General features: G+C 42.8%; 22 protein-coding genes. 12 read left to right on the top strand and 10 right to left on the bottom strand.

From position 1 onward, the window contains the following. Positions 1–118: 118 nt before the first annotated feature. Positions 119–349, bottom strand: coding sequence for a hypothetical protein (locus AC4II3_RS13015; protein ID WP_293026298.1), 231 nt, complete (start codon positions 347–349; stop codon positions 119–121). Between the two features lie 128 nt (positions 350–477). Here AC4II3_RS13015 and AC4II3_RS13010 point away from each other — a divergent pair, with 128 nt between their 5' ends. The 5 genes from AC4II3_RS13010 to AC4II3_RS12990 all read left to right on the top strand — a co-directional run bounded on the left by AC4II3_RS13010 (position 478) and on the right by AC4II3_RS12990 (position 4591). Continuing rightward, positions 478–864 carry a hypothetical protein gene (locus AC4II3_RS13010; protein WP_488008163.1) on the top strand — a complete coding sequence of 129 codons (387 nt, stop codon included), beginning with the start codon at positions 478–480 and terminating at the stop codon, positions 862–864. Positions 865–910: 46 nt separating this feature from the next. Then, complete coding sequence (locus AC4II3_RS13005) at positions 911–1243, top strand: DUF433 domain-containing protein (protein ID WP_488008165.1); 333 nt, start codon at positions 911–913, stop codon at positions 1241–1243. 6 nt (positions 1244–1249) lie between these two features. Next, complete coding sequence (locus AC4II3_RS13000; RefSeq protein WP_488008167.1) at positions 1250–1603, top strand: DUF5615 family PIN-like protein; 354 nt, start codon at positions 1250–1252, stop codon at positions 1601–1603. Positions 1604–1784: 181 nt separating this feature from the next. Continuing rightward, a complete protein-coding gene (locus AC4II3_RS12995; protein WP_488008169.1) occupies positions 1785–2396 on the top strand; it encodes a Uma2 family endonuclease in 612 nt (203 codons plus the stop codon). Positions 2397–2482: 86 nt separating this feature from the next. Next, positions 2483–4591 carry a protein-disulfide reductase DsbD family protein gene (locus AC4II3_RS12990; RefSeq protein ID WP_488008171.1) on the top strand — a complete coding sequence of 703 codons (2109 nt, stop codon included), beginning with the start codon at positions 2483–2485 and terminating at the stop codon, positions 4589–4591. Here the strand turns inward: AC4II3_RS12990 and AC4II3_RS12985 are convergent. Next, positions 4586–4768 (bottom strand): hypothetical protein, encoded by a 183-nt coding sequence (locus tag AC4II3_RS12985; protein ID WP_488008173.1) that lies wholly within the window; start codon positions 4766–4768, stop codon positions 4586–4588. The genes AC4II3_RS12990 and AC4II3_RS12985 overlap by 6 nt on opposite strands. 98 nt (positions 4769–4866) lie before the next feature. On the opposite strand from AC4II3_RS12985, the gene AC4II3_RS12980 reads away from it, so the two are divergent. After that, positions 4867–5562 (top strand): redoxin family protein, encoded by a 696-nt coding sequence (locus AC4II3_RS12980; protein WP_488008175.1) that lies wholly within the window; start codon positions 4867–4869, stop codon positions 5560–5562. 212 nt (positions 5563–5774) lie between these two features. Here AC4II3_RS12980 and AC4II3_RS12975 read toward each other — a convergent pair whose 3' ends face one another. Then, the gene (locus AC4II3_RS12975; RefSeq protein ID WP_488008177.1) at positions 5775–6680 is read right to left on the bottom strand and encodes a LysR family transcriptional regulator; all 906 of its coding nucleotides are present in this window, start codon (positions 6678–6680) and stop codon (positions 5775–5777) included. A 631-nt stretch (positions 6681–7311) separates the two neighbouring features. Here AC4II3_RS12975 and AC4II3_RS12970 point away from each other — a divergent pair. Beyond that, complete coding sequence (locus tag AC4II3_RS12970; protein ID WP_488008179.1) at positions 7312–7980, top strand: nitroreductase family protein; 669 nt, start codon at positions 7312–7314, stop codon at positions 7978–7980. A gap of 78 nt (positions 7981–8058) precedes the next feature. After that, positions 8059–8757 carry a pirin family protein gene (locus tag AC4II3_RS12965; protein WP_488008201.1) on the top strand — a complete coding sequence of 233 codons (699 nt, stop codon included), beginning with the start codon at positions 8059–8061 and terminating at the stop codon, positions 8755–8757. A 347-nt stretch (positions 8758–9104) separates the two neighbouring features. On the opposite strand, the gene AC4II3_RS12960 is transcribed toward AC4II3_RS12965, so the two are convergent. Next, entirely contained in the window at positions 9105–9917 is an 813-nt protein-coding gene (locus AC4II3_RS12960; protein ID WP_488008181.1) for a DUF4114 domain-containing protein, read from the bottom strand. Between the two features lie 182 nt (positions 9918–10099). Continuing rightward, positions 10100–10474 carry a heterocyst frequency control protein PatD gene (patD, locus tag AC4II3_RS12955; protein ID WP_488008183.1) on the bottom strand — a complete coding sequence of 125 codons (375 nt, stop codon included), beginning with the start codon at positions 10472–10474 and terminating at the stop codon, positions 10100–10102. 318 nt (positions 10475–10792) lie between these two features. On the opposite strand from patD, the gene AC4II3_RS12950 reads away from it, so the two are divergent. Then, positions 10793–13057 carry a RelA/SpoT family protein gene (locus AC4II3_RS12950; RefSeq protein WP_488008185.1) on the top strand — a complete coding sequence of 755 codons (2265 nt, stop codon included), beginning with the start codon at positions 10793–10795 and terminating at the stop codon, positions 13055–13057. 125 nt (positions 13058–13182) lie between these two features. On the opposite strand, the gene AC4II3_RS12945 is transcribed toward AC4II3_RS12950, so the two are convergent. Next, on the bottom strand, positions 13183–14139 hold the full coding sequence (locus AC4II3_RS12945) for a ribonuclease Z (protein ID WP_488008187.1): 957 nt from the start codon (positions 14137–14139) through the stop codon (positions 13183–13185). A 296-nt stretch (positions 14140–14435) separates the two neighbouring features. Then, the gene (locus AC4II3_RS12940; RefSeq protein ID WP_488008189.1) at positions 14436–16220 is read right to left on the bottom strand and encodes an iron uptake porin; all 1785 of its coding nucleotides are present in this window, start codon (positions 16218–16220) and stop codon (positions 14436–14438) included. A gap of 494 nt (positions 16221–16714) precedes the next feature. Here AC4II3_RS12940 and AC4II3_RS12935 point away from each other — a divergent pair, with 494 nt between their 5' ends. After that, on the top strand, positions 16715–18220 hold the full coding sequence (locus AC4II3_RS12935; RefSeq protein WP_488008191.1) for an effector-associated domain EAD1-containing protein: 1506 nt from the start codon (positions 16715–16717) through the stop codon (positions 18218–18220). Between the two features lie 185 nt (positions 18221–18405). On the opposite strand, the gene AC4II3_RS12930 is transcribed toward AC4II3_RS12935, so the two are convergent. Further along, positions 18406–19176, bottom strand: a complete 771-nt coding sequence (locus AC4II3_RS12930; RefSeq protein ID WP_488008193.1) for a hypothetical protein — start codon at positions 19174–19176, stop codon at positions 18406–18408. 709 nt (positions 19177–19885) lie between these two features. On the opposite strand from AC4II3_RS12930, the gene AC4II3_RS12925 reads away from it, so the two are divergent. Next, on the top strand, positions 19886–20548 hold the full coding sequence (locus AC4II3_RS12925) for a hypothetical protein (protein ID WP_488008195.1): 663 nt from the start codon (positions 19886–19888) through the stop codon (positions 20546–20548). Between the two features lie 442 nt (positions 20549–20990). On the opposite strand, the gene AC4II3_RS12920 is transcribed toward AC4II3_RS12925, so the two are convergent. Continuing rightward, positions 20991–22307, bottom strand: coding sequence for a glycosyltransferase (locus AC4II3_RS12920; protein WP_488008197.1), 1317 nt, complete (start codon positions 22305–22307; stop codon positions 20991–20993). A 103-nt stretch (positions 22308–22410) separates the two neighbouring features. On the opposite strand from AC4II3_RS12920, the gene shc reads away from it, so the two are divergent. After that, complete coding sequence (gene shc / locus AC4II3_RS12915; RefSeq protein WP_488008199.1) at positions 22411–24318, top strand: squalene--hopene cyclase; 1908 nt, start codon at positions 22411–22413, stop codon at positions 24316–24318. A gap of 276 nt (positions 24319–24594) precedes the next feature. Here the strand turns inward: shc and AC4II3_RS12910 are convergent. Beyond that, the coding region (locus tag AC4II3_RS12910) for a DUF4351 domain-containing protein (protein ID WP_490722823.1) at positions 24595–24854 on the bottom strand (260 nt) is incomplete at its 5' end.

The raw sequence follows: 24854 nt of genomic DNA, 5'->3' as shown, positions 1-24854 counted from the left end.
TTTGCTTTCACATCCGCTCCAATGCCATGTTAGGCAACCGAAAGTTGGTGGTGGTTGGATTGAGGTATAAAATCCAATTTACAAGATTGCCCACCACTCAAACTTCTTGATGGGCAAATTATTTGTAGAAGGTTTTTCCTTCCTCGACCAGTCCTAAGGTTTGGAGGGTGTCGTTGATAGCATCCATCATACCTAGGTCTTGCAGGGTTCCTTTACCATTTACTACGCGACGCAGAGCGACATAGAAGGTAATTTCCCCAACCGCAATTTCGTCGGTCTTGCTACCGCCAGAAACAATCTTCTGAGCATAAGAGTTTAATTTTTCTTCGATCAAGTCATTCAGGTTCATTATTAGTCTCCTTTGAAAGGTTCCAAATCCTTGCCTAAAGCCCTTTGATTGGGCCTGCACAGTGGCTCTTCGCGGACCGATCCTACCATGAAATGTGGGACAATGCTTACTGTTACATTAATCCAAAAATGCAGCTTGCCAGGGAAGGAGAAAATCATAGGGAGGGCAAGGGGATATTTAGATCAGCAATTAACGCGGGAACCTTGGGATTATTGAGTGGGTTGATCTTTGGATTGATTGGTGAACTTATTGCTGGGTTAGATGGTGGGCTGATAACTGGAGTGATTAGTACTTTGCTAATGAGTACCTTAACTAATGCTGGTATTGCTTGCATTCAACATTTTGTCTTGCGTATAATTCTATTCTGTAGTGGATACATTCCGTGGAACTACGCTCGTTTCTTAGACTACGCCACTGATCGTATTTTTTTGCAAAAGGTTGGCGGTGGCTACATATTTGTCCATCGGGTGCTACTAGAGCATTTTGCGACCATGGAACCATGGGAACTAGAATAACGGGGAGGCGTTTGCTACCATCTGAAATAGCAACCTGATAAAGTCTATGACTCTAGCAATTGCCATTGAACCTGCACCAATAGAGACAGATGCCCATGGTGTTGTACGAGTTGCCAAAACTCGCGTCACCCTAGACACTGTTGTGACTGCTTTTCTTGAGGGATGCACACCAGAGGAAATCGCAGAGCAATATCCATCCCTACAACTACCAGATATCTACTTGGTTATCGGTTACTACCTCAGACATCAAGATGAGGTTGATACCTATCTGGTAGAACGTAAACGTCAGAGAGATGCAATTCAGCAGGAGGCTGAACAACGTTTTAATCCAATGGGAATACGCGATCGCTTACTAGCTAGGCGCAATCAATCCAGGTAATCCCAAATGGCTCGATTCCTGGCAGATGAAAATTTTAATAACCAAATTGTCCGAGGTGTTCTTCGCCAAAGTCCAGATATTGATATTGTGCGTGTTCAAGATGTGGACTTATCAGGAGCAGATGATCCAACTGTTTTAGCATGGGCTGCTAAAGAAGGACGAATGGTTTTAACTCATGATGTTGCTACGATGATTACTTTCGCATACGAACGTATCCAAGCAGGATTATCTATGCCTGGGTTGTTTGAGGTGAGTCGTCGTGTCCCAATCGGGCTAGCGATAGAGGAAATTATCTTGATTGCTGAATGCAGCCTTGAGGGAGAGTGGGAAGGACAAGTAAGATTTCTACCTCTACGGTAAATACGAGTAGTTGCTGCTACCATTACCGTTAAATTACTCAAGTTTCCGAACGGAACGGAGGTGCTAAAATCTCCAATGGTGCGGAGTGACGTGCAACTTAGCTGGGTTTTTAGGCTAAAGACTGGGTATTTTTGTTAACTAGAATAGAATAAACTCTTTTGTGCGGGAAATAGAGATCGCCATGAAAGTAGCCACCACAGCTGTTGAAACCAATCCTATTGTGTTGAGGATGCCCCCGGCATGGGCTATGGATGATGACCAATTTTTTGAGTTTTGTCAGATTAATCGAGATTTACGAATTGAGCGCACATTAGACGGACAAATAATTGTTATGCCCCCCACAGGAGGTGAAACATCTCAAAAAAATTCCAACATTAATTTTCAGCTACAGTTGTGGAATCGCCAAACAAAGCTAGGCAAGGTATTTGATTCTTCTGGTGGCTTTAAGCTGCCCAATGGTGCAGAACGTTCCCCTGATGCTTCTTGGGTCAAAAAAGAGAGGTGGGAAGCCCTAACGCCTCAACAAAGGAAAAAGTTTATTCCTCTGTGCCCAGATTTTGTGATTGAGTTGCGCTCTCCCAGTGATAGGGTGAAGAGTATTAAGGAAAAGATGGAAGAGTACAGGTCAAATGGCGCTCTGTTGGGGTGGTTGATTGAGCCAAATAGTCGTCAAGTATATATTTACCGTCCTGGGGTAGAAGTGGAGCAGTTGGACAATCCAGCTACGGTGAAGGGGGATGAATCAGTGCTGCCTGGTTTTGTCATGGTCATGGAAGAAGTTTGGGAAGGCTGAACAACGCTTTAATCCCATTGGAATACGCGATCAATGATTCCTAAAAAAAAATCGTGTAGGTTAAACATGTATTCAGTAGAGTCATCATGTTCTACCAACTCCTCACCTGGATCATAGCCCTAGCCCTAACCCTCTCCACTACCTTACTACCCATTGCTCCTGCCTCGGCTAACCCAGTCCAAACCGAGAACGTCGAGGTGCAATTAATCAGCGAAGTCATCAACATTCAACCTGGAACCCCTTTCTGGGTAGGACTACACTTCAACATCAATCCCGGCTGGCACACCTATTGGCGAAACCCTGGTGACTCGGGTCTTGGAGCTACCCTGAAGTGGACCCTACCCCCCGGCTTTGAAGTGGGAGACATCGTGTGGCCCTATCCCCAGCGGCTACCCCTTGAGCCATTAATGAACTTTGGCTATGAAGAAGAGGTTACCCTACTCAGCCAAATCACACCCCCAGCCAACCTAGCTACTCCCGATTCTCTCCAACTCCGAGTAAAAGCGGATTGGCTGGTATGTGAATTAAACTGTATTCCCGAAGAAGGCACCTTCAACCTCACCTTACCAATTACCTCTAGACCTCCTTTAGTCAACCAACAGTGGGCACCGGTATTTGAGCAAGCCCGTCAAGCTCTACCCAAATCCTCCCCATGGCAAGTCACGGTCACTATTGAACCAAAAGACTTAGTCCTGCAAGTTGAAGCCCCGGAAATGGAAGAGGCTCAAATCCAAGAGGTGACCTTTTTCCCACATCAAGACGGTATCATTAGCAACCCAGCCCCTCAAAACGCAGAACTTAATCAAGATGGAATCACCTTGCGATTGCAGCGAGGCTATCTTAGGAAACTCGACCCCATCACTGGAGTGTTAGTAATTCGAGAATCCCTAGATAACCAATCTGTAGTCCAAGCCTTCACCATTGAAGCCGCAGTAAGCAATGAAATAGGCAAAACGGCCCCAACCCCAACCCAACCCCGATGGGAAGTGCTGCTGCTAGCATTACTCGGAGGCATAATCCTCAACCTGATGCCCTGTGTCTTCCCAGTGCTATCTCTCAAAGCACTCAACATAGTCCAAAAATCCCAGAAAAGTCCCAAGCAAGTGAGACGGCATGCGATCGCATTCACTGCAGGCATTCTCGTCAGTTTTACCGTAGTCGCCAGTGTGCTATTAATTTTGCGATCGCTAGGGCAACAAATCGGTTGGGGATTCCAGCTACAATCCCCCGTTTTCGTTACCTTAATGGCATATCTAATGTTTGCGGTTGGCTTAAGTCTATCGGGAGTCTTTATCTTCGGTGCTTCCATCATGGGAATTGGGCAACGATTAACCACTCGCTCAGGATACATAGGGGAATTTTTCACAGGAGTCTTTGCCACCGTAGTCGCCACTCCCTGCACCGCACCATTCATGGCAACCGCCCTGGGAGTAGCCCTGACCCAATCCGTACCGATAGCGATCGCAATCTTTGAAATGCTCGGTCTTGGGCTAGCTCTGCCCTACCTAGCCATTAGCTTCACCCCAGGATTGCAGCGTATTTTACCCAAACCAGGAGCATGGATGGAAACCTTCCAACAGCTTCTGGCATTCCCCATGTACGCCGCCACCGCCTGGTTAATCTGGGTATTAGCCCAGCAAACTGGAACCAACGGTTTAGCAGCCGCCCTAGCAGGGCTAATCCTAATTGCTTTTGCCACTTGGCTGCACCAAAAAACCCGCCTACTCCCCCCTCTAGGAAAGCATTTGGGCTCAATCTGCGCCTTAGTCGCCCTAGGATTTTCCCTGAGCTTAGCCCAAATCTCCACCACCACTCCTACTGCACTGACCCATAATCAAAATCAGGGCATCAAATGGCAACCCTATACCGCTGAACGACTAGTTAAACTAAGGCAATCAGGAAACCCAGTATTCCTCAATTTCTCAGCATCCTGGTGCATTACCTGTCTAGTTAATGACCGTGTCGCCCTCAACCAGCCAGAAACCATAGCCGCCTTTGAGTCTAAAAAAATTGCCCTACTCAAAGCAGACTGGACTAATCGTGACCCAGCCATCACCAAAGCTCTAGAATCCTTCGGACGTAGTGGCGTACCCCTTTATGTCTTGTATCCAGGAGACTCAGAATTCACCCAGCCCATTATACTACCTCAGATTCTCTCCCCAGAGCAAGTTCAACGTGCCATCAAAGAACTATAGCAAAGGGAGTAGGGAGTAGGGAGTTGCGTAGGGTGCGTTAGGGGCGGGCGAGCCTTTATTTTCTGCCTCTAAACCAGTGTTAAGATAGCCAGCCCCGTAACGCACCATCGGGTCAAACAGCAAACAAGAGATGCACCCCAGCGGATTTAGGAGTCGGGAGTCGGAAACAAGGAACAAAAATTATCACAATTATAAAATTCAGGTAGAATTTAAGGAGATGGAAAATAACAAGTAACAAGTAATAATAAACAATCAACAATCAGCCATCAAAAAAGATGAACAACTTTCTCAAAGTTAACGGTCAGAAAATTACCACCACTGGATTAGTAGCCCTAGCCTTAATTATCACTGGATGCCAGACTACTCCCCTCAGCAAAGATTCCAAAACTACCAGTCAAGCATCCACCGCAATTGCAGCATCATCACCATTACAGATTGATGGAAAAGCACCAGAATTCACTGGAGTTGACAGCAACAATACCACCCACAAGCTCAGTGATTTCAAAGGGAAAGTCGTAGTATTGGAATGGACTAATCACCAATGTCCCTTTGTCCGCAAACATTACAACAGCGGTAACATGCAGAAACTTCAGAAAGAAGCCACCAGCAAAGGAGTAGTCTGGTTATCCATAATCTCCTCAGCTCCAGGAAAGCAAGGTCATGTCACCCCTCAAAAAGCCAATGAATTGATGAAAAGCAGTAGGGCTAATCCCACAGCAGTGATTATAGACTCCGAAGGCACTATTGGTCGTCTATATCAAGCTCGCACCACACCCCATATGTATGTTATTGATACTGATGGAGTCTTAAAATACATGGGTGCAATTGATAATAAACCCTCAGCTAATCCAGCGGATGTAGAAACGGCTACCAACTATGTCCGAGCTGCTTTGGATAGTGTTATTACTAATAAACCTGTAGAAAAAACAGTCACTCAGCCTTACGGTTGCTCAGTTAAATATAATAGTTAAAGGTGTAAGCAATCAGCAATCAGCTATCAGCTATCAGCTATCAGCTTATGCGCTACGCGCAGGCTACGCGAACAGCATATCCTTAGATGGTCAAATCCCCAGACTTTCTATTATCATTAATCTCGAACTATTAAATTCTACCAAACGAAGTTTATTTTAAGCTGACAACTGACAGCTGACGGCTGAATGCTTCTTGACAAAGAAAGTATTATTCACACATCAATTATATTCGCTGTATTTCTAACAACTTGTAAAAATTGCTCAAGAGTAGGACAAGGATTAGTAATACGCCATGCGATCGCTAACACAATCTCTACCGTAGAAGGTTGTACTGAGCGATACACTACCCCATCTCGACGAAAACGTCTGATCGAATTGGGCAATAGAGCAATTCCCATACCCGCTGCCACAAATCCCAACATCAGTTGGGTTTCATTGGTTACTTGACTCACCTCAGGAGTAAAGCCAGCCTGGTGACAAACACGAATCACCGCCGAATATAAACCACATTGATCAGTATTTAATCCCAGAATAAACGGTTCATCCTGGAGTTGCCCTAGTTGCACCTGTTCTTGACTAGCTAGGGGATGAGTTTCAGATACCGCCAACACCAACGGTTCTCGCAGAATCGTTTCCAGCATCAGTGATTCATCCACCTTGCGAGGCACAATAAAACCCAAATCAATCCGTTGCTCCAACAATGCCTGAAGTTGTTCCCCAGTTGACATCTCCTTCGCCACAATGTGTACATCAGGGAATTGCTGCTTATAAGCTTGAATCGATAGCGGGACAATATCAGCTGAAGAAAACCCCTCAAACCCCAAGATAATCTGGCCAATTTCCCCACGACTAGCGCGCTGAGTCACTTGGACACCCAAATCCACCTGCTTGAGGATCCTTCGCGCCTCTAACACCAACGCTCTACCAGCTTCAGTTAGTTGAATCTGGGGCTTAGTACGGTGAAAAAGCTGTACCCCCAAGCTTTCCTCAAGGCGTTTAATTTGACGACTCAAAGGCGGTTGAGCAATATGAAGCCGCTCTGCAGCTCGCCCAAAATTCATTTCTTCCGCCACAACCAGAAAAGTCTTAAGATGATTAAGTTCAATGTTCGATAGCATCAGTCATACCTTTCGAGGTATCAAGTCCCTCCAAAAATTATATTAGACAAAATTCAAATTACTACCTAAGCTAGTAATATAGAGGTTTTAAATTTTGTGAGGTACAGATTCCCTGGTTTTAGGGAACAGGGAACAGCGGATCTTGGAACAGTGAAAAAAGAAGAGGTAATAAGGACAAAATCCTGGGTAGCTCATTATAATGTAAACCGCTATATAAGCTTCTATTGAGTAAAAACATCAAGTAATTTATAGCATGAACTGCGTTACCAAATTCTAGAATTAGTAAGGGAAATATTAAATAGGTAATAGGTGGTTTATCAAAGTCAAATTTATTTCTCGAAAAACTATAGTTTTAAACTGCCACCAAATTGCTAATTTATTCAACACTATCTATCCAAGTTTTGCTTGGCATTTACATCTAGTCAAATTGCCTCTTTACTAAGATTACTCTTTGCCTAATATTAGGCGTCAACCGTAAACTTTCAACCTGTAAACCTTGGCCAAAGACCACGCTACGCGAACAACCTGTAAACCTGTCAACCGTAAACGTTAAACCTGTAAACCTGTCAACCGTAAACGTTAAACCTGTAAACCTTCAACCTATCAACCGTAAACCTTCAACTAACTAACTATGACCACAGAATTATCCCCCTCAATCGGATTAAAAGAAGCAATCGAACAGCGTCGTGCTGCTCGTTCATTTCGTCCTGATCCAATTCCCAAAGAAATCTTAACAGAAATTTTTCGCTTAGGAGTGCGATCGCCTTCTGGTTTCAATTTACAACCCTGGCGCTTTATAGTCTTACAAGAGCAAGCTAACAAAGAAAAGTTAAGAGCCTGTGCCTTTGATCAGCGTCAAGTAACAGAAGCTCCAGTTGTATTAATTTGTTGTGGCGATAGCCGAGTTAATCAAACCGATTACATTGAATCGGTGATTCAACTTGGTAAAAATGCTGGTGGAGTCAATGATGCTTATGCAGATATTATGCGTAGCTCCATTCCTCAATTGTTTGAGTATCATCCCTCGTTTCAATCCACCGAAGCCTGGACAAATCGTCAGACTATGTTAGCGGTTGCTCATTTAATGATTGTGGCAAAAAGCTTTGGGGTTGATACCTGTCCCATGGAAGGATTTGTGTCTGCTCAAGTTAAAGAAGCATTTAACATTCCTGCTGAAGTAGATGTGTGTTGTTTACTCCCCATGGGATACGCCGCTGAACCCTTTAAACTCTATGGTGGACGGTTTGATATCGAACAAGTTTACTATGGCGAGAGCTTTGGAGAATCATTCCAAGTGTAGTACTCCTCAAAGTTTATTAATGACTAATTACAAAATTTGGAGACAAACCCAATGACTGTAACTACAAACAATCAAAAAATAATCAACATTCGGAAATCCTCTGAAAGAGGACATGCTCATTACGGTTGGCTCGATTCTTACCACACCTTTTCCTTTGCCAACTATTACGACCCCGCTCATATGGGATTTCGCAAACTGCGGGTAATTAATCAAGACCGGATTGAAGGTGGAACTGGATTTGGAACTCACTCCCATAGAGATATGGAAATTATTTCCTATGTCCTAGAAGGAGCCCTTGAGCACAAAGATACCCTTGGTAATACAACAGTTATTCGTCCTGGTGAAGTGCAACGGATGAGTGCAGGAAAAGGTATTGCCCACAGTGAGTATAATTATTCAGCCACTGATATCGCCCATTTTTTTCAAATCTGGATTTTACCGAATCAAACCCGATTAACACCAAGCTACGAGCAAAAATTTTATGCACCAGAAAAAAAGCAGAATCAATTAAGACTAGTTGCTTCAGAGGATGGACGGGATGGTTCTGTGAGCATTCATCAAGATGTTAATCTCTATGCCACGAATCTGGATGCTGGTGCATCAGTAATAACCCATGCTAATCAAGATCGTCATATTTGGGTACAAGTAGCACGAGGTCAGGTCAAGTTAGATAATTACTTGCTACAAGCTGGTGATGGTGCTGCTATTTCTCAAGCAGAATCTGTGATGTTAGTGGGTCAAGAGCAAGCAGAGGTATTGCTGTTTGATTTGGCTTAAATCGAGATATCTGAGCATTTGTCAATCTGAAGTTACCCGTTTGCTGTTGGCTAAAACCTTAAAGGTTCATTTCACTTGGGGTTTGTCCTATAGCCATTCTTGATAGCGGTAAACATAGATAGTGTGTAGGAAACATTGCTGTATTCCTACACACTAGTTTTAATTCATATTGTTTATTCACATGATAACTACGAATATGACTACTTTATAGTAAAAGATAATAGGTAATGGGTAATGGATAATGGATAATGGATAATGGGTAATAGTAAGCCAATAACCAATAACCAATAACCAATGCCCAATTACCAAGTAACTATCTGTAGTCTTCTTTTCCCTAAGTCATATTACTAGGATTTTTTACCTTGGCGCTTCTTTACTGATGTTAACCCCATAACTCCGAATGCAAACAGCGTACCTACTAAAGTTCCTGGTTCTGGTGTGGGTACACTGCTTGATGGTGGTGTTGGTGTGTGTGTGAGTCCCTTGAGAACAAAGACAACATCGTTAAAATCTTGGTCTCCTGACTCATAGGCTTGCTCGGATATCCAATCGTCTTCAAATCCTAGCATCACAAACTTTTCCCCTCCAAATTCAAGTTCATAAGCCAAGATATGGTTGAATCCGTCGGGGTTTTGTTGGGTATCGAAACCAAAGAAGTTGTGAGCACCATTGTAGCCATCGGACTTCACAAAAAACTCAATCAAGGTGTCACCGGAAAAATTTCCCAAATTTACACCTTGACCAAGTGCCAAAGCACCATCGTCGTTAGGGAGAATACCCAAGGGAGAGGAAACATCCTCAAATACTATTTCTTTAGTGTTACCATCATCCACAGAATAAAAGAGTTGATTTCTGAAACCGGCTCCTTCGTTGATAAAAAAGATTTCCACATCTTGAGCACCACTTTCCCACCGCAGAGTATTCAAATCGACTTCAGGCAAATTCTCTTGATTTATCATTAATCTTTCATCATTGACGAAACCGTTAAAGTATTGCCACTGCTCATAGGTTAGTTTTGGTTCGTCATTCCCTGAATTGCTATACTGTTGATCGTATTGTTCCTGAGATACATTTGTGTTGGCAGATGCTTCATTGGCAGAACAAAAAACTCCTAAAACAGTAGCGGTCGCCATTAATCCAGAAAGCAGTTTATATTTCATGAAATCGACTTAACTGATTCAACACTTCGTGGTTGTAGAGATTAGGGAGTATAGAGCTGTTTCGTCTGTGAATTCCCTGTTATTTATCAGTCTCTCTGTCCGATGTATGCGATCGCGTTTATAAAGATTTGATGTCAGGTTTAACTTTTGTATAAATTGTAAACATGCTTACGGTAGGAGTATTATGGTTGTTCCTGAGATTGTTGCAGCCACCCTTGGCAGTAGTTAATCAGGGTCCCAATGCGATCGCATACTCCCTTCTGCCTTAATTTGGCTGTCTCAGGGCTCCGGGATGCCTGCAGAAGCATCAGGTCATTTTCCAATAATCGGATCTGTTTGTAAATTTCGGTTTTTAGGGACTGCCATCGAGAGACATAATCGAGAGGTATGTCTTCGACACTAATACTAGCGATCTGACTGATGAATAGCCCCTTTAGTGCTTGAAACTGCTCCTGAATTGCTGATCGGGCCACATCATCAGCGCCAACTTGGTAGTACATTTGTTCTAGGGCTTCTTGGAATTCCCGTAATGGTTGATTATGTAATTGAGATAACATTGTGAGCCCTATTAGCGTAAAATTAGAAATGTAAAGAATTTTTTCTTTTTAAAGACAAGGTAGTTGCCAAAACCACAATTTGGCTCTGCTACTTAAATATTGGAGCAAGCTTCCATCTCTTTGAACTTGAGCATCCGGACAGCATTCTGGCTTGACGAAAAAGGAGGGTGAGAGGAAGCTTTACTTAAACCGATTGCTGAGAAGGGTTTGGCTGCATCCACAGGCTTGCCGCCCTTCTGAGTCAGTACTCTTTTTGGTAGACTTCGGTTTTCCTAGACTCCGGTATCTATTTTTTCTCTGAGGGGCAAATAAATAATTATGGACGCGATCGCCACCTACTCTATTCTGAATTTTAACGTCAATATTCCTGACTGGCTGCAAGATTCCCTAAGAGCAGCCTCATCAGCGGCAGATGAACCAGTCGGTGATCATACTTTGTTAATCGCTGAGGCATTTCAGTTTGCTTACCAACTCCATGAAGGCCAGTACCGCAAATCAGGAGAGCCTTACATTGCCCATCCGATTGCAGTGGCTGATTTATTAAGGGATTTGGGAGGCAACTCTACTATGATAGCGGCTGGATTCCTCCATGATGTAGTTGAAGATACGGAAATTACTCCAGAAGAAATAGAATCCCGGTTCGGAGTGGAGGTACGAAATTTAGTAGAAGGGGTAACCAAACTATCTAAATTCAACTTCTCCAGTAAAACTGAGCGTCAAGCGGAGAACTTCCGCCGGATGTTCCTCGCCATGGCAGCAGATATTAGGGTAATCGTTGTCAAACTGGCAGATCGATTACATAATATGCGGACCTTGGAATACTTGAAGCCAGCAAAACAGGGTCAGATTGCCCAAGAAACCCGAGATATCTTTGCCCCCCTAGCCAATCGGTTAGGAATTGGTCGCTTTAAGTGGGAACTAGAAGATTTAGCCTTTAAGTATCTCGAAACAAATGCTTATCGGGAAATTGAGTCATTGGTATCAGAAAGACGCTCAGACCGGGAACAGCGGCTGAAGGAAGTCTCAGAACTTTTGCGAGAGCGGATTCATAAAACCGGTGTTCATTGCGTTGATATTAGTAGTCGCCCCAAGCACCTGTATGGAATATATCAGAAAATGCAGCGCCAGAACAAGGGGTTTCATGAAATCTATGATATTGCTGCCATGCGGGTGATTGTGGAAACCAAAGAGGAATGCTACCGAGCCTTAGCCGTTGTTCATGATCTGTTCAGACCAATTCCAGGTCGGTTTAAAGATTATATTGGTTTACCCAAACCCAATCGCTATCAATCCCTCCATACCGGAGTGATTGGGTTTAATGGTCGCCCGATCGAAGTCCAAATTCGCACCCTGGAAATGCACCATGTGGCGGAATGGGGTATTGCTGCTCACTGGAAGTATAAGGAAACTGGTGGGTCTAATACTACGAAATTCACGGCTGATGATGAAAAGCTGACTTGGCTGCGGCAGTTATTGGAATGGCAGAAAGACCTGAAAGATGCTCAGGAATACATGGAAAACATCAAAGATAACTTATTTGATGAAGATGTCTATGTATTTACACCAGATGGTGACGTAGTCGCTTTGAGTCGGGGGGCAACTGCCGTAGACTTCGCCTATCGGATTCATACCGAGGTGGGAAACCATTGTGCTGGTGTACGAGTTAATGGTGAGTGGCGGGTACTCGATTGTCCTCTAAAGAATGGGGATATCGTAGAAATTCTCACCACCAAAAACGCTCACCCTAGTCTAGATTGGCTCAACTTTGTGGTAACAGCCAGTGCCAGAAATCGTATTCGGCAATGGTTTAAGCGATCGCATCGGGAAGAAAATGTGGCTCGGGGTCGGGAACTCTTAGAGAAGGAACTTGGGAAAAAAGGATTTGAAGCTTTGCTCAAATCAGCACCAATGCAAATTGTGGCGGAGCGCTGTAACTACCACAAAGTAGAAGATTTACTGGCTGGTCTGGGTCATGGTGCAGTGACACTCAACTTTGTAGTGAAACGACTACGGGAACAACTACACGCTGGTTTAGACAATGAGCCAGAAGAAAGTGAAGTGATCCAACAGTATTCTAGCTCTACCCCCATTCATCTCCAATCCCAACTTCCTAGTAAGAAACATCCTATTGCTGGTGTAGAAGGACTACTGTATCGCCTGGCTGCATGTTGTAACCCCTTACCAGGAGAATCTATCATTGGGGTAGTCACTCGCACTAAGGGTATTTCCATTCATCGGCAAGGATGTGTGAATGTGGAAAATGTTTTAGGAGAAAGACTAGTACCGGTCAGCTGGAATCCCACTGATATCGATGATGGGCGTCCCCAAACCTACCCAGTAAATGTGCAAATTGAAGTCATTGACCGGGTTGGTGTCTTCAAAGACATTCTCTCTCGCTTAAGTGACCAAAACATTAATGTTCGTAAAGCTCAAGTCAAAACTCAGTATGGCAGGCCAGCTCTAATTGATCTGTGTATTGATATTCTCAATCACCAACAACTAAAGCGCAGCTTCGGCAAAATCCAACAAATGAGCGATGTGTTAAATATCCGGCGTGTTTCTCAGGTGGAGGAATGTAATTGAAGGATAGAAGGTTAGGAGGTTAGGAGGTTTAAGGTTAGAAGGTTGAAAGTTAGAAGGTTAACACTTAACAGTCAAGATTCAACCAACAGTCAAAATTCAACAGATAACACTCAAACAGTCAAGATTCAACAAACCACTTCTTTTTCTTCTGAACGTCGTCTAGGCACCTCATAGGTGAAGAAATCATAGGCTAAGATGGTATTTGGGAAAATTGCCCTTGCTTCTTGAAGCAAATCATCTAACCTCAGGGGATTTCCTGGAGCATAACGAGGACTGAAATGGGTCATAATTAGCTGTTTGACTCCTGCACCAAGGGCAACTTGAGCTGCCATGGTAGACGTAGAATGTAAGCGCTCAATAGCCATCTGAGCGTCTTGATGGGCAAAAGTAGCTTCGTGAATCAACACATCTCCATCCTTTGCTAGTTCAATAGCCTGCTCACAGAAGATAGTATCGGTACAATAAACCACTTTACGACCAGTTTCGGGTACTCCACACAAGTCAATGCCCTGAACCTGACGCCCATTAGGTAGGGTAATCGTTTCTCCCCGTTTGAGTTTACCGTAAAGAGGACCAGACGGAATTCCTAATGCGATCGCTTTTTCTACATTAAACCTGCCGGGTCGGTCTTTTTCACACACTCGGTAGCCAAAGGCTGGTACACGATGCTCCAGGGGTAGACAGCTAACGGTAAATTCCTGGTCTTCGTAGACTAAACCAGGTTTTATCGTGTGAACCTTGAAGGGGAATGCCAAATGGGTGCGAGAGTATTTTAGGCAAGCTTGGAGATAACTATCTAAACCTGGTGGTCCATAAATATCAACCCTGTCGATGTTTCCTGCTAAGCCACAGCTTGCCAACAGACCTGGCATACCAAAAATATGGTCGCCGTGGAGGTGGGTAATGAACATTCGTCTGATCTGGCTGGTTTTCAGGTCACTCCGCAAAAGTTGATGCTGAGTACCTTCGCCACAGTCAAACAGCCAGACTTCTGCACGCTGAGGTAAGCGCAGCGCTACACTAGACACATTGCGCGATCGCGTTGGGACTCCGGAGCTAGTTCCTAAAAATGTAATTTCCACGCAGCCTGTTTTTGAATCTTCTTCTATATATAGTACACAGGCTGAGTCTGATCATGCTCAATGTGCAATGCCTTTGAACGTATTTAGGGAATAGGCAACAGGCAATAGGCAATAGGCAATAGGCATGCTAGACCCACCCCTAACCCCTCCCAGGAGGGGAAGGCAATAGGCAATAGGCAACAGGCAATAGGCAACAGGCAATAGGCAACAGGGAAGTGGGAAAAAATCCTGTGTACCTTTATAGTTATTGAAAACGCTTTATTTAGGATTGTTATATCACTAAATCAACAAGCAAATCAAAAAATAAATTTAGTTTTTAGCATTGGTACTACGATACTATTGTTGTTACTGTTGTGTTCTGGAGATATAATTACAAATAGACCAGGAGTGATGGAAATATTGTCATTAATTTGGTAGCGATAAAAGGTCTCTAAGTGATAAGATACATCCGAATCTTGACGACTGTTAATATCATTTTCAGCTAGTCTAGGGGGCATTCCAAAAACGAAACCTAATTCATTGCCTTCTTTGCCTAAATCGGGAAATGCCATGGTTATCGCCCAAGTCCAGATATCAGCTTTAGCCCCCTTTGAGCCATCCAAACCACTTTGGCGAGGAGAGGATTCAGCGTTGGCATTGATATAACTAAGCCAACCCCCAAGGGCAAAACCAGGACTAAGTCGATATCTCCCTTGTAAGCCAAACCCATTAGCAGAGGTGGCGGTTTGATCACCAAAGGGTGCTTGGGAAAATTGACTGCCAGTACTGCCAGTGACATCAACTCCTGAGTTGGGTTCAGGAGAATAGTAATGGACATAATTCAATCCAATCCCTAAGCGCTGATTTGGTGTCAAGGTTAGCTGAGTAAAAGCACCAAATTGACCATTAAATAGCCCATTACCTTCGGTGGGATTAGAGATACTAGCGGCACTACCTAAATAAGCTAAACTGATTCTAATGGAGTCATTAAATTGATAACGAATAGCAGCTCCACCACCTTCAGCTAGGCGATAAACGGGGTTATGTACTCCAAAACGGGAGAGGGCTGAGACGGGATTGAGGGGGTCTGTAATTTCATCAGCTGACAGACCGGCTGCTGCAATATGAGCTTGAATGCGATCGCTAATCGGGAATCGGTAATATAGTTCGGTTAAGACAAAGTCCTGGTCAGTATTTGTATCAAAATCATAGAGAGTCATGTCTGTGCCATCGAGGGGGTTATTCAATTCAGGCACATCGGTGGCGTCGATTCTAGTGCGTAACAGGTCTTTACCGGTGAAACTGGTATCAAAGGATAATAGGGCTTGACCTGTGAATGTAGTGGTGAGACTATCCTCTTGAGTTGGGCTACTGCAACAAGGGGCAGCTTTATTATCAGTGAAGTAGTCAACTAGGATAAAGTCTACTTCGCCATTGAGCTTAGTGGTGGTGGAAAACTCAGTTATTTCCACTTCAGCAGTACGAGCGGTTACAGCATCGAGGTTACCACGGAGTCGAGCTAGTTCCAGGGTAAACTCTGATTGCAAACGCTTGATTGCCTCTAGGTCTTCTTTAAAGTAGGACGATGCCAAATTGGGAGCAACTATTATCTTACTGAGCTGATCGAAACAGGCATTGAGAGCAGCAGCAAACTCATAACGGTTGAGGGGACGATTGCCACGATAGGTACCATCAGGATATCCTGCCATACAACCGTAGCGCTCTACGATGGATTGTAAGGCTTGGAATGCCCAATCCGTGGGCTGCACATCCGATAACTGGGATACTGATGTGACCTGAGCCATCGAGTCATTTGTCTGTTCGATATTGGGTTCGATATTGGGAGTTAGTTCATTCTCAAACCCTTGTGTACTTGTTGGTGATTCCGTTATTGGTGATCCTGGTAACAACTGGGAAGCAGGTGTCACATGCTCCATCACGCCCACAGAGATGGGGGGAAGTAACTCTACTGCTACGGATAATTCCTGGGCGGTTGTTGACTTTGGTTGAGATTCATTGGCTAGACCATTGGGAGTTAGTAGAAACGCTGCAGCGATCGCAGCTGGAGTTACATGGGGCAAGCTCCAAGTAAGTTTGAGCATTGGTTAGATAGTTCACTACTCACACCGAAACTAAGGTGCGCGCCTCCAAGGGCGCGAGGGATTGCTCCCTTGGAGGCGCGCACCTGATTGTATGATCGCGCAAATCTTAGCAATTTGCCCAGTAGGATGATGGTAATAGGGGTAGTTTTCTTAGATTAGGGTTAAGCAGAAAGTGTGGGGGGAGAGGAGTTAGATATCCAACCGCTGTTGTTACAGTCAAACTTATTTGATCTGGCTTATACCGCTTGTCTATGGCACTGGGATATAGTTGAGACCAGTCTATCCGAGTTCCTCTTACTCATATAAGATTACAGAGGGTGAATTATAGTAATTTTTAGTCTAATCAGGTACATTAACAGCAATGAGCAAACCAATGACGAATATCCTTAACGGAGATTTGACTAAACACAAATTCAATAGCTTACTCGCGCATCGGATCCCACCTAAAAGCGATCGCATCAATAGTTCTATTGTTGACAGGTAGAGAGCTATACATGAAGGTTAAAAAGATCCCCGATTATCTCCTTGAGCGGATAGAATCAGTCCTATTTACTGTTTTCCCTGCTAGAAGAAAAAATGCTGGAAATACCCCTGGTTATCTCATTGAGCAGATACAGTCAGCCCTGCTTAGTGCTTTCCCTGAGCAACATAAATTAAAAGAAATGCTGCAAGTCAAATTAAATAAAAATCTGCCAGAGATTGCTACTGGTGATAATTTGAGTGAAATTGTTAACAAAGTGGTCAACTATTTTGATAGTCAAAATAAGTTAGCCGAATTAATTAATGGCGCACGTGAAATAAATCCCGGTAATCATGAATTAAATGCAATCCAGAAAAAACTTGAAATTACGACTAGTTTACTCGATATATTATTGTATTCTTTGAAAAAAACCAAGAAGCTAAAGCAAAAGGTTTATAGATCTTATTTAAATCAATTATTAGATAATGATAATCCGGAAGATAAAATCTATAAAATACTTGAAATTTTAAATGAAATAATATCTAATTTAGATACTATACTTGATGAAGATTTTTATAGTGAAAAATCTATTATAGAATTTGCTTATTTATTGAAAAAGGAATATATTGATCTTTATAAAGATAATGATGATTTTAAACAAAATACTAAAAAACTCAATCAATGGTTAAAAACCCAGTCCAAGAGGAGTAAAGCAAGCTATATAGTAAGCTATATACTAAGATTATTAAGCAGTAACCGCTTATTTAAATTTGATTATGTAGTGTCACGTATATTGCCATTCCTCTTTATTAATATTACTGGTACTTGGATAATAGAATTTTTGACTAATCAAGAATTGGTTAAGCAGTATAAAGTCTTTAGCATGTTGGCTTTTATACTATTTACAATTATAGCTATTATAATAGCTATAATTGATTTAGTTAAAAAATCAAATTTAAGACTGAACCAAATAAGCTCAGTCACCTTAGTAAGCTCAGTTACCTTAGTAATCTTGGGAAGCTTAGTAATCTTGGTAATAGTAATATTAACAGAAGCATTTATATTTAGCAGTTTTCCAAATAAAACACTAAAGTTACCTGAACAATCTAAGAATTACCCAGAAATAGGAAAAGTTTTTGAAAACAAGTTTAAGATAGGTGAATGTCGTAATATAAAGCAAATCTCGATAGATAAAGCTGAAGCAAGAGTTACACCAAAACAAAGACTGCTTGAATCTAATAAATTACACGTGTTGCTTAGTGATGTGGAATGGATCAAGCAGGAAAAATACTTAAAATTTATCAAAAGAAACTATAAAGGATATATCCAATTCAAGATTAGTTATGATGCTAATCCGAGTGGGGAGTTTGAAATGGAATCTGAAATAGTTGACTATTCATTTAGACCTGGTAGTGGATTCTTCTCCTTTGTGATAGGATTCGTAGAGACAGCATATTTGGTGCCTCGACAACGAAATGATATTATCGAGGAAATAGATAAATTTATTCAGGATAACCAAATTTTAGAAAAGCTCAAATAAATCTGAATATAGCGTTTATAGGACTCATGAGGTACACATTAGTTTTTACCTCTTCTCTCTTCCCTCTTCTGTCTTACCTGCTCCCTGCTCCCTGCTCCCTGCTCCCTAAAAACCAGAAATTTGTACCTCACAAGTCGTAGAATTGCTATAAGCTATTAAGCATTAGTACCTAACAGCTTAATAGCTTATTCAAGGCTTATGATCTTAGGTAAATCAATTACAAAGTTAAGCCCTTTTGGAGTAACATCGGCGTTAATATAAACACCAGCATTAACGAGTTTATCTAGGGTTAAGCCATAGGGTTTCAACTTTTTATCAACGCCCGCATCTTTAAGATAGGAAATTAAATTGACACCATCAAAATTTGCCAAACCATTCTTGATCACCTTAACTGTTTGATTACGAAATAGACTTTCAAGAAGAGTCAAAGCATCAGAATACCATCCCCGTCCACGCACATTATGCTTACGGTAAGCAACTTGTAAATCGTTATTACGTATAGCAATACCAAGACTAACATCACCACTAGGTGTTACAGAAAACAGCCGAGTACACTTCTTTTCAGAAAATAGATCGATGCATTCATACTTACGCAAATTGACGGTAAAGGAAAATGTTGCTCCACCATTGTCAATAGACTCAAGATTAATATCGTTGATCTTCCACTTGTTATAACGAGTATTTTTGATGTAATACCCATCATATTGATTGATAGAGTTAACTAAATCTTCCCGGAATTTTTCAATTGGCAAGGTTCCTCGAATTTGTGCTTTAGTTAAGTCTATCTCAATTGGAAATCCAATCTGATTGGTCAATACGTCTAGAGACTGGGCAACGAAGGGAACATTAGCATCATAAAATTGATTTTGTGCATGAAGGTAACCAGGCAAAGCGATGGTTAAACCTAAAGAGATCGAAAAAGCAGTAAAAATAGCTGCTAGATTTTTATCCAACATACATCCTATCCTTTGTCGGTATCAGCTAGTGTTTATTGGTATTTTAAAAATTACGGAGACTAAAATTAGCTGAATGCCTTTATATCACAAGCCAATATTTTCCTGAGCTTTAAATTATTTTTAAATAGCAAAAGAATGGTCAATCAATAGATGCCCATTTACTGCTCAGGCTTCGAGTTAATTTTGAGCCTAGTTATTTTCAAATACCACTATTTATTTCTCAGTCAAAGTTCAGGAGATTATGCAGTGCTTAACAAAAGTTAATAGTATAGTGAAGTATAGTTAGGGAAAGGGTAATAGACAACAGCGGCTCTGGTAACAAAACTATGTCTTAACCTTTACTTCGACTGCTATAACAGTAAACTTTAAACATTAAACCTTCAATATTAAACCTTCAACATTAAACCTTCAATATTAAACCTCCAACCTCCAACCTCCAACCTTGGCCTTTGGGCCACCCTACGCGAATGGCCACTAGATTTCACAAATCAGATAGGATTCCTATAGGGTTTACTAAACCTTGATAAATTGAGCTTTTTTCTTCATTTATTTTTCTAAAATTGCTGAAGTGTTTTATTCTACAATCGCTTTGTTCGTAATAGCGGAAAGCGCTGACGAAGCTGGGCAGAAGATGGCACTTTTGTGATCATTGATAAGTATGTCAAGCTAACTTGATTAATTACCACAACAAAACTGTACTATTAACACAATGATGAACTTGAAATTTGACCGTATCAATGTTTTGGCAATGGCAACTATTTCTCTGGGTATAAGTACCTCTTTGCTACAACCAGAGGTTGCTCAAGCTGGTGTGTTAGGAGATTCGGCAACAGTTGTGAACACTTTTGAGGACTCTGTTATTACAGGTGGAGTTCAGACTTTTTTCGGTATTTCCAGCCCTGAAACTATCACCGATGATGTAGAATTTTCTAACTTTATTGGCTTTTACGACATTGATATCAGCGATACCTCCCTCTCTCTTACCCTGGTGGATAATTCCGGTGCGACGGATCCGATTGTTCCTGCGGGTCGATTTGATCGCAATTATTTCAAGTTCGATAACAGCATCATTACCTCCGCAAGTCTGGATGGCTCAGAGGAATTAAATGAATTTGCCAATGTTCAAGTTTTGGCACCAGGTTTTTCCCTGGACCCTGCTGATGTCTTTGGCACCGGTATTCCTGGACCCATCGAGTTTGAGAACGGCGGTTTAGTGATAGAAATTGGCGAGGGTAGTGACTTTACAAATATAGGTGTGTCTGCGAAGGTCAACTTTACAAGCGAATCCATCCCAGAACCCCCAGCAACACTTTCTGTTTTAGTGATAGCTGGGCTAATGCTTAGTGGCTCTTTTGTGCGTAAATACCTCTAATTGAGCTAGTTCGATATTAACCTCAACACAGGAGCATTTCACAAATGCCGAACATTTGTACTAAATCTATAGCCCCCTCATGGGTTTTAGCTTGCTGTGATGGTACATAGTTCATCTGTTCTGCAACGCAAGACCTGCTCCTGTGTTGAGGTCTTGAGAGACCCAAGTTAGTCTAAACTCCAGTTAATAAAAAATAAGCATTAGGGATAGTAGAAAGGAATTATACACATTAAAGTATAGTTAGGGAAAGGGTAATAGGTAATAAGCAACAGCGGATCTGGTAACAAAAATATGTTTTAACTTTTACTTCGATTGCTATAAAATTGAACATTAAACCTTGGCCTTTTGGCCTTTAGGCCACGCTACGCGAACGGCCACGCTACGCGAACAACCTTCAACCTTCAACCTCCAACAACCTTCAACATCGAACAACCTCCAACCCTCAACCCTCAACCGAATAAACCCTTCCTTTCCAAGCACCCCCCCTTCCTTGCCAATGTCGCCATGCTGAATCTATGGTCATCAGGGTATACAGCAACCCGATCCCAGGTAAGCAAAATGCCAGCAGAGGAGAACATTGATAGAGACGCAGTGTGGGTAAGTAAGCTAAAGCCATCAGTAACCATGTGACAAAAGATGCGATCGCATTCAGCCAATGTCCAGTCAAAACACTAACGATCAAACCAATCGGGGCTACTAGATAAATTAAGGTCATTCCCATCACCGTACCTACTAATAGCCATGGGGAATACTCTAGTTGGGTAAAGGCCGTGCGAGCAATCATATTCCAGATACTCCCTAAAGAAGGATATTGTCGTAAGCTGCGGGTTGATTGACTTAGGCCTAACCAAATGCCACCAAAGGCAGGGCTTTGCTGATTGGTTTTGCTAAAGCCCCCTAAATCCCCCAACTTTGGGGGACTTTGAGAGTTTTGTTCCCCCCAAAATTGGGGGGCTAGGGGGGCGAAACTTGCTGTATTACTAGATTTCACTGCTTGAGCTAGGGCGCAATCATCGATTAATGCTTGACGCACTACCTCAATCCCACCGATCCGGTTTAAGGCTTGATGGCGAATTACAATACATCCTCCAGCCGCAGCCGCAGTAGATTTTGTGGGGTTATTGACCCAAGCAAAAGGATACAGTTTTTGAAAGAAGAAGACAAAAGCAGGAATAAGTAGTCGCTCCCAAAAGTCTTGGCATCTGAGCAACACCATTAAGGAAACTAGATCCAAGTGTTCTATCTCGGCTTTAGTAACCAGTTCACGGAGATTGGCTGGATCATGCTCAATATCAGCATCAGTAAATAAAAAATAATCTGGGGCTGGGGTTTGCTGCTGCCCATGACGAATCCCTTGTTCTAAGGCCCAGAGTTTACCTGTCCAGCCAGGAGGTAACGTTTGACCGGATAATACTTCTAGTTGGAATCGTTCGGAGGATTGGTTGCTTTCCTGGGCAAGGGCTTGAGCAATGGTGCCGGTTTGATCAGTGCTTTGGTCATCTACTACAATCACTTTCAAGCACCCAGCATAGTCTTGAGCCAGAAGCGATCGCAATGTCGTGGGGAGCAACTCAGCTTCATTACGGGCTGGAATTACAGCACAAACGTTGGGTAAGGATTCCCCTTTACCTACAGACCTGGTAGGGAATTTCTCTATAACCAGCCGTTGGTCTGCTCGCCAAAACTGACCCCGAAATGCTAGTAATCCGATCCAAATCCCTAAGGATAGAACAGTGATTCCTAATCCGATAGTATCCATTTGTATTGATACCTATTGCTAATTCTCCACTACAAGTAGCAAAATAACGTAACCAAAGGTGCGCGCACCTTTGAATGTGGTGTGTGAAGTGCAACGGTAAAATATGCAAACCCAAGACAGGATTGTAGAATCAGGGGTTACAGAAGCGATCGCAAATAGCCAAAGCTATCTACTCGCTCAGCAATATCCCGACGGTTACTGGTGGGCAGAACTAGAATCGAATGTCACTATAACGGCGGAAATTATCCTACTCCATAAAATTTGGGGAACTGACAAACAACGACCTTTACATAAAGCCGAAGCCTATCTGCGTTCTCAACAGCGGAAACACGGTGGCTGGGAACTTTTCTATGGTGATGGTGGGCATTTGAGTTGTTCGGTGGAAGCTTATATGGCACTCCGCCTTTTGGGGGTACCCGCCAGCGACTCCGCTTTGGTCCGAGCCAGGGATTTTATTCTCAGACGAGGTGGTATCAGCAAAACCCGGATTTTCACCAAATTTCATTTAGCCTTGATTGGCTGCTATAGCTGGCGCGGGATTCCCTCGATTCCCCCCTGGATCATGTTGTTTCCGGAATGGTTTCCTTTTACGATCTATGAAATGTCTAGCTGGGCAAGGGGAAGTACAGTTCCTTTATTAATTGTCTTTGACCAGAAGCCAGTATTTGATAGTCAGCCAAGGATCAATCTAGACGAGTTATATACCGAAGGAGCTGATCACGCCAAGTTTGAGCTACCTCGCAATTCCGATTGGACAGATTTATTTGTACTCCTTGATGATGGATTTAAGTTAGCAGAAGACTGGAATTTAGTTCCATTCCGGAAGCAGGGACTGGCAGCAGCGGAAAAATGGGTCTTGGAGAGGCAAGAAGCCACAGGAGACTGGGGGGGAATTATTCCAGCGATGTTGAATTCCCTGTTAGCCTTGCGTTGTCTCAACTATGATCTTGCTGATCCGGTAGTGCAACGGGGAATGGAAGCTGTTGATCGCTTTGCTATTGAAACCCCTGACAGCTACCGAGTCCAAGCTTGTGTTTCCCCAGTTTGGGATACAGCTTGGGTATTGCGAGCGATGGTGGAATCTGGTTTAGACCCGGATCATCCAGCCTTAGTTCGGGGTGGAGAATGGTTGTTGCAGCAGCAAATTCTTGACTATGGGGATTGGGTGGTCAAGAATCCCCAAGGGAAACCAGGAGGATGGGCGTTTGAGTTTCAAAACCGTTTCTATCCCGATTTAGATGATTCCCCAGTGGTGATTATGGCCTTGAATCGCTTGAAACTGCCTAATCAGAAACTAAAACGGGCAGCCATGGCTCGTGGCTTGGCTTGGATAGCATCAATGCAGTGTAACCAAGGGGGTTGGGCGGCGTTTGATATTAATAATAATCAACACTGGCTCAATTCTCTGCCCTATGCTGACCTGAAAGCGATGATTGACCCTAACACAGCGGATGTGACCGCACGGGTTCTGGAAATGCTGGGTTCGTGTAATTTATCCATAGAATCCCAGCAGTTAGAGAAAGCGATCGCATTTTTGATTCAGGAACAGGAAGCCGATGGCAGCTGGTTTGGTCGTTGGGGAGTTAACTATATCTATGGCACCAGTAGTGCTCTTTCCGCCTTGTCAAAGATAGCGCCTCACACCCACCAACGTAGTATCGAACGGGGTGCGGCTTGGCTAGTGAAATGTCAAAACCTTAATGGTGGCTGGGGTGAGACCTGTCTTAGTTACGATGATCCCAGTCTTAAGGGACTAGGAATCAGTACTGCATCTCAAACTGCTTGGGCTTTAATAGGTTTAATGGCAGCAGGAGAAGCTACTGGCAACTGGGCAATGGATGCCATTGAGAAGGGAGTCAACTACTTAGTGTCAACTCAGCAGCCCGATGGCAGTTGGGATGAAACCGAGTTTACAGGCACAGGTTTTCCCAGTCATTTTTATTTGAAGTACCACTTCTATCAACAATATTTCCCCTTGTTGGCCTTGGGACGGTATCAAATGTCTGTTTGAAGTTGAAGGTTGTTGGTCATAATGAAGAATTTAGAATGAAGAATTTAGAATATAGAATGCAGAATGAAGAAGGCAGAATGGTGAAGGCAGAATGGTGAAGGCAGAAGGCAGAAGGCAGAATTCCCAATTCTAAATTCCCAATTCTAAATTCCCAATTCTAAATTCCCAATTCTAAATTCCCAATTCTAAATTCCCAATTCTAAATTCCCAATTCTTAATTCTTAATTCTTAATTCCCAATTCTTAATTCTTAATTCTTAATTTCCACGCATCCTATTTATTGCTGATGCTCAGCTAACCATACCGTCAAATCTGTGACAGTCTCAAAATCCAACAGCGCCTCGCTCAACTCCTCCAATTGAGCAACAGAAAGCTTTTGGATTCCCTCTTGTAGCTGGTCTTCAACACTCCCAAACCGACGGGTCAGTTGACGTATCACGATTGAGTAACCTTCCTCTTGCCTTCCTTCAAGTTTCCCTTCAAGTAAACCAAGTTTATGTCCTTTTTGAATTATCTTCTGATAAATTACAGACTCTT

The organism is Moorena sp. (assembly GCF_982860115.1).
Note: the sequence above shows the minus strand (reverse complement) of the source record. Positions and strands in the feature narration are given on the sequence as shown.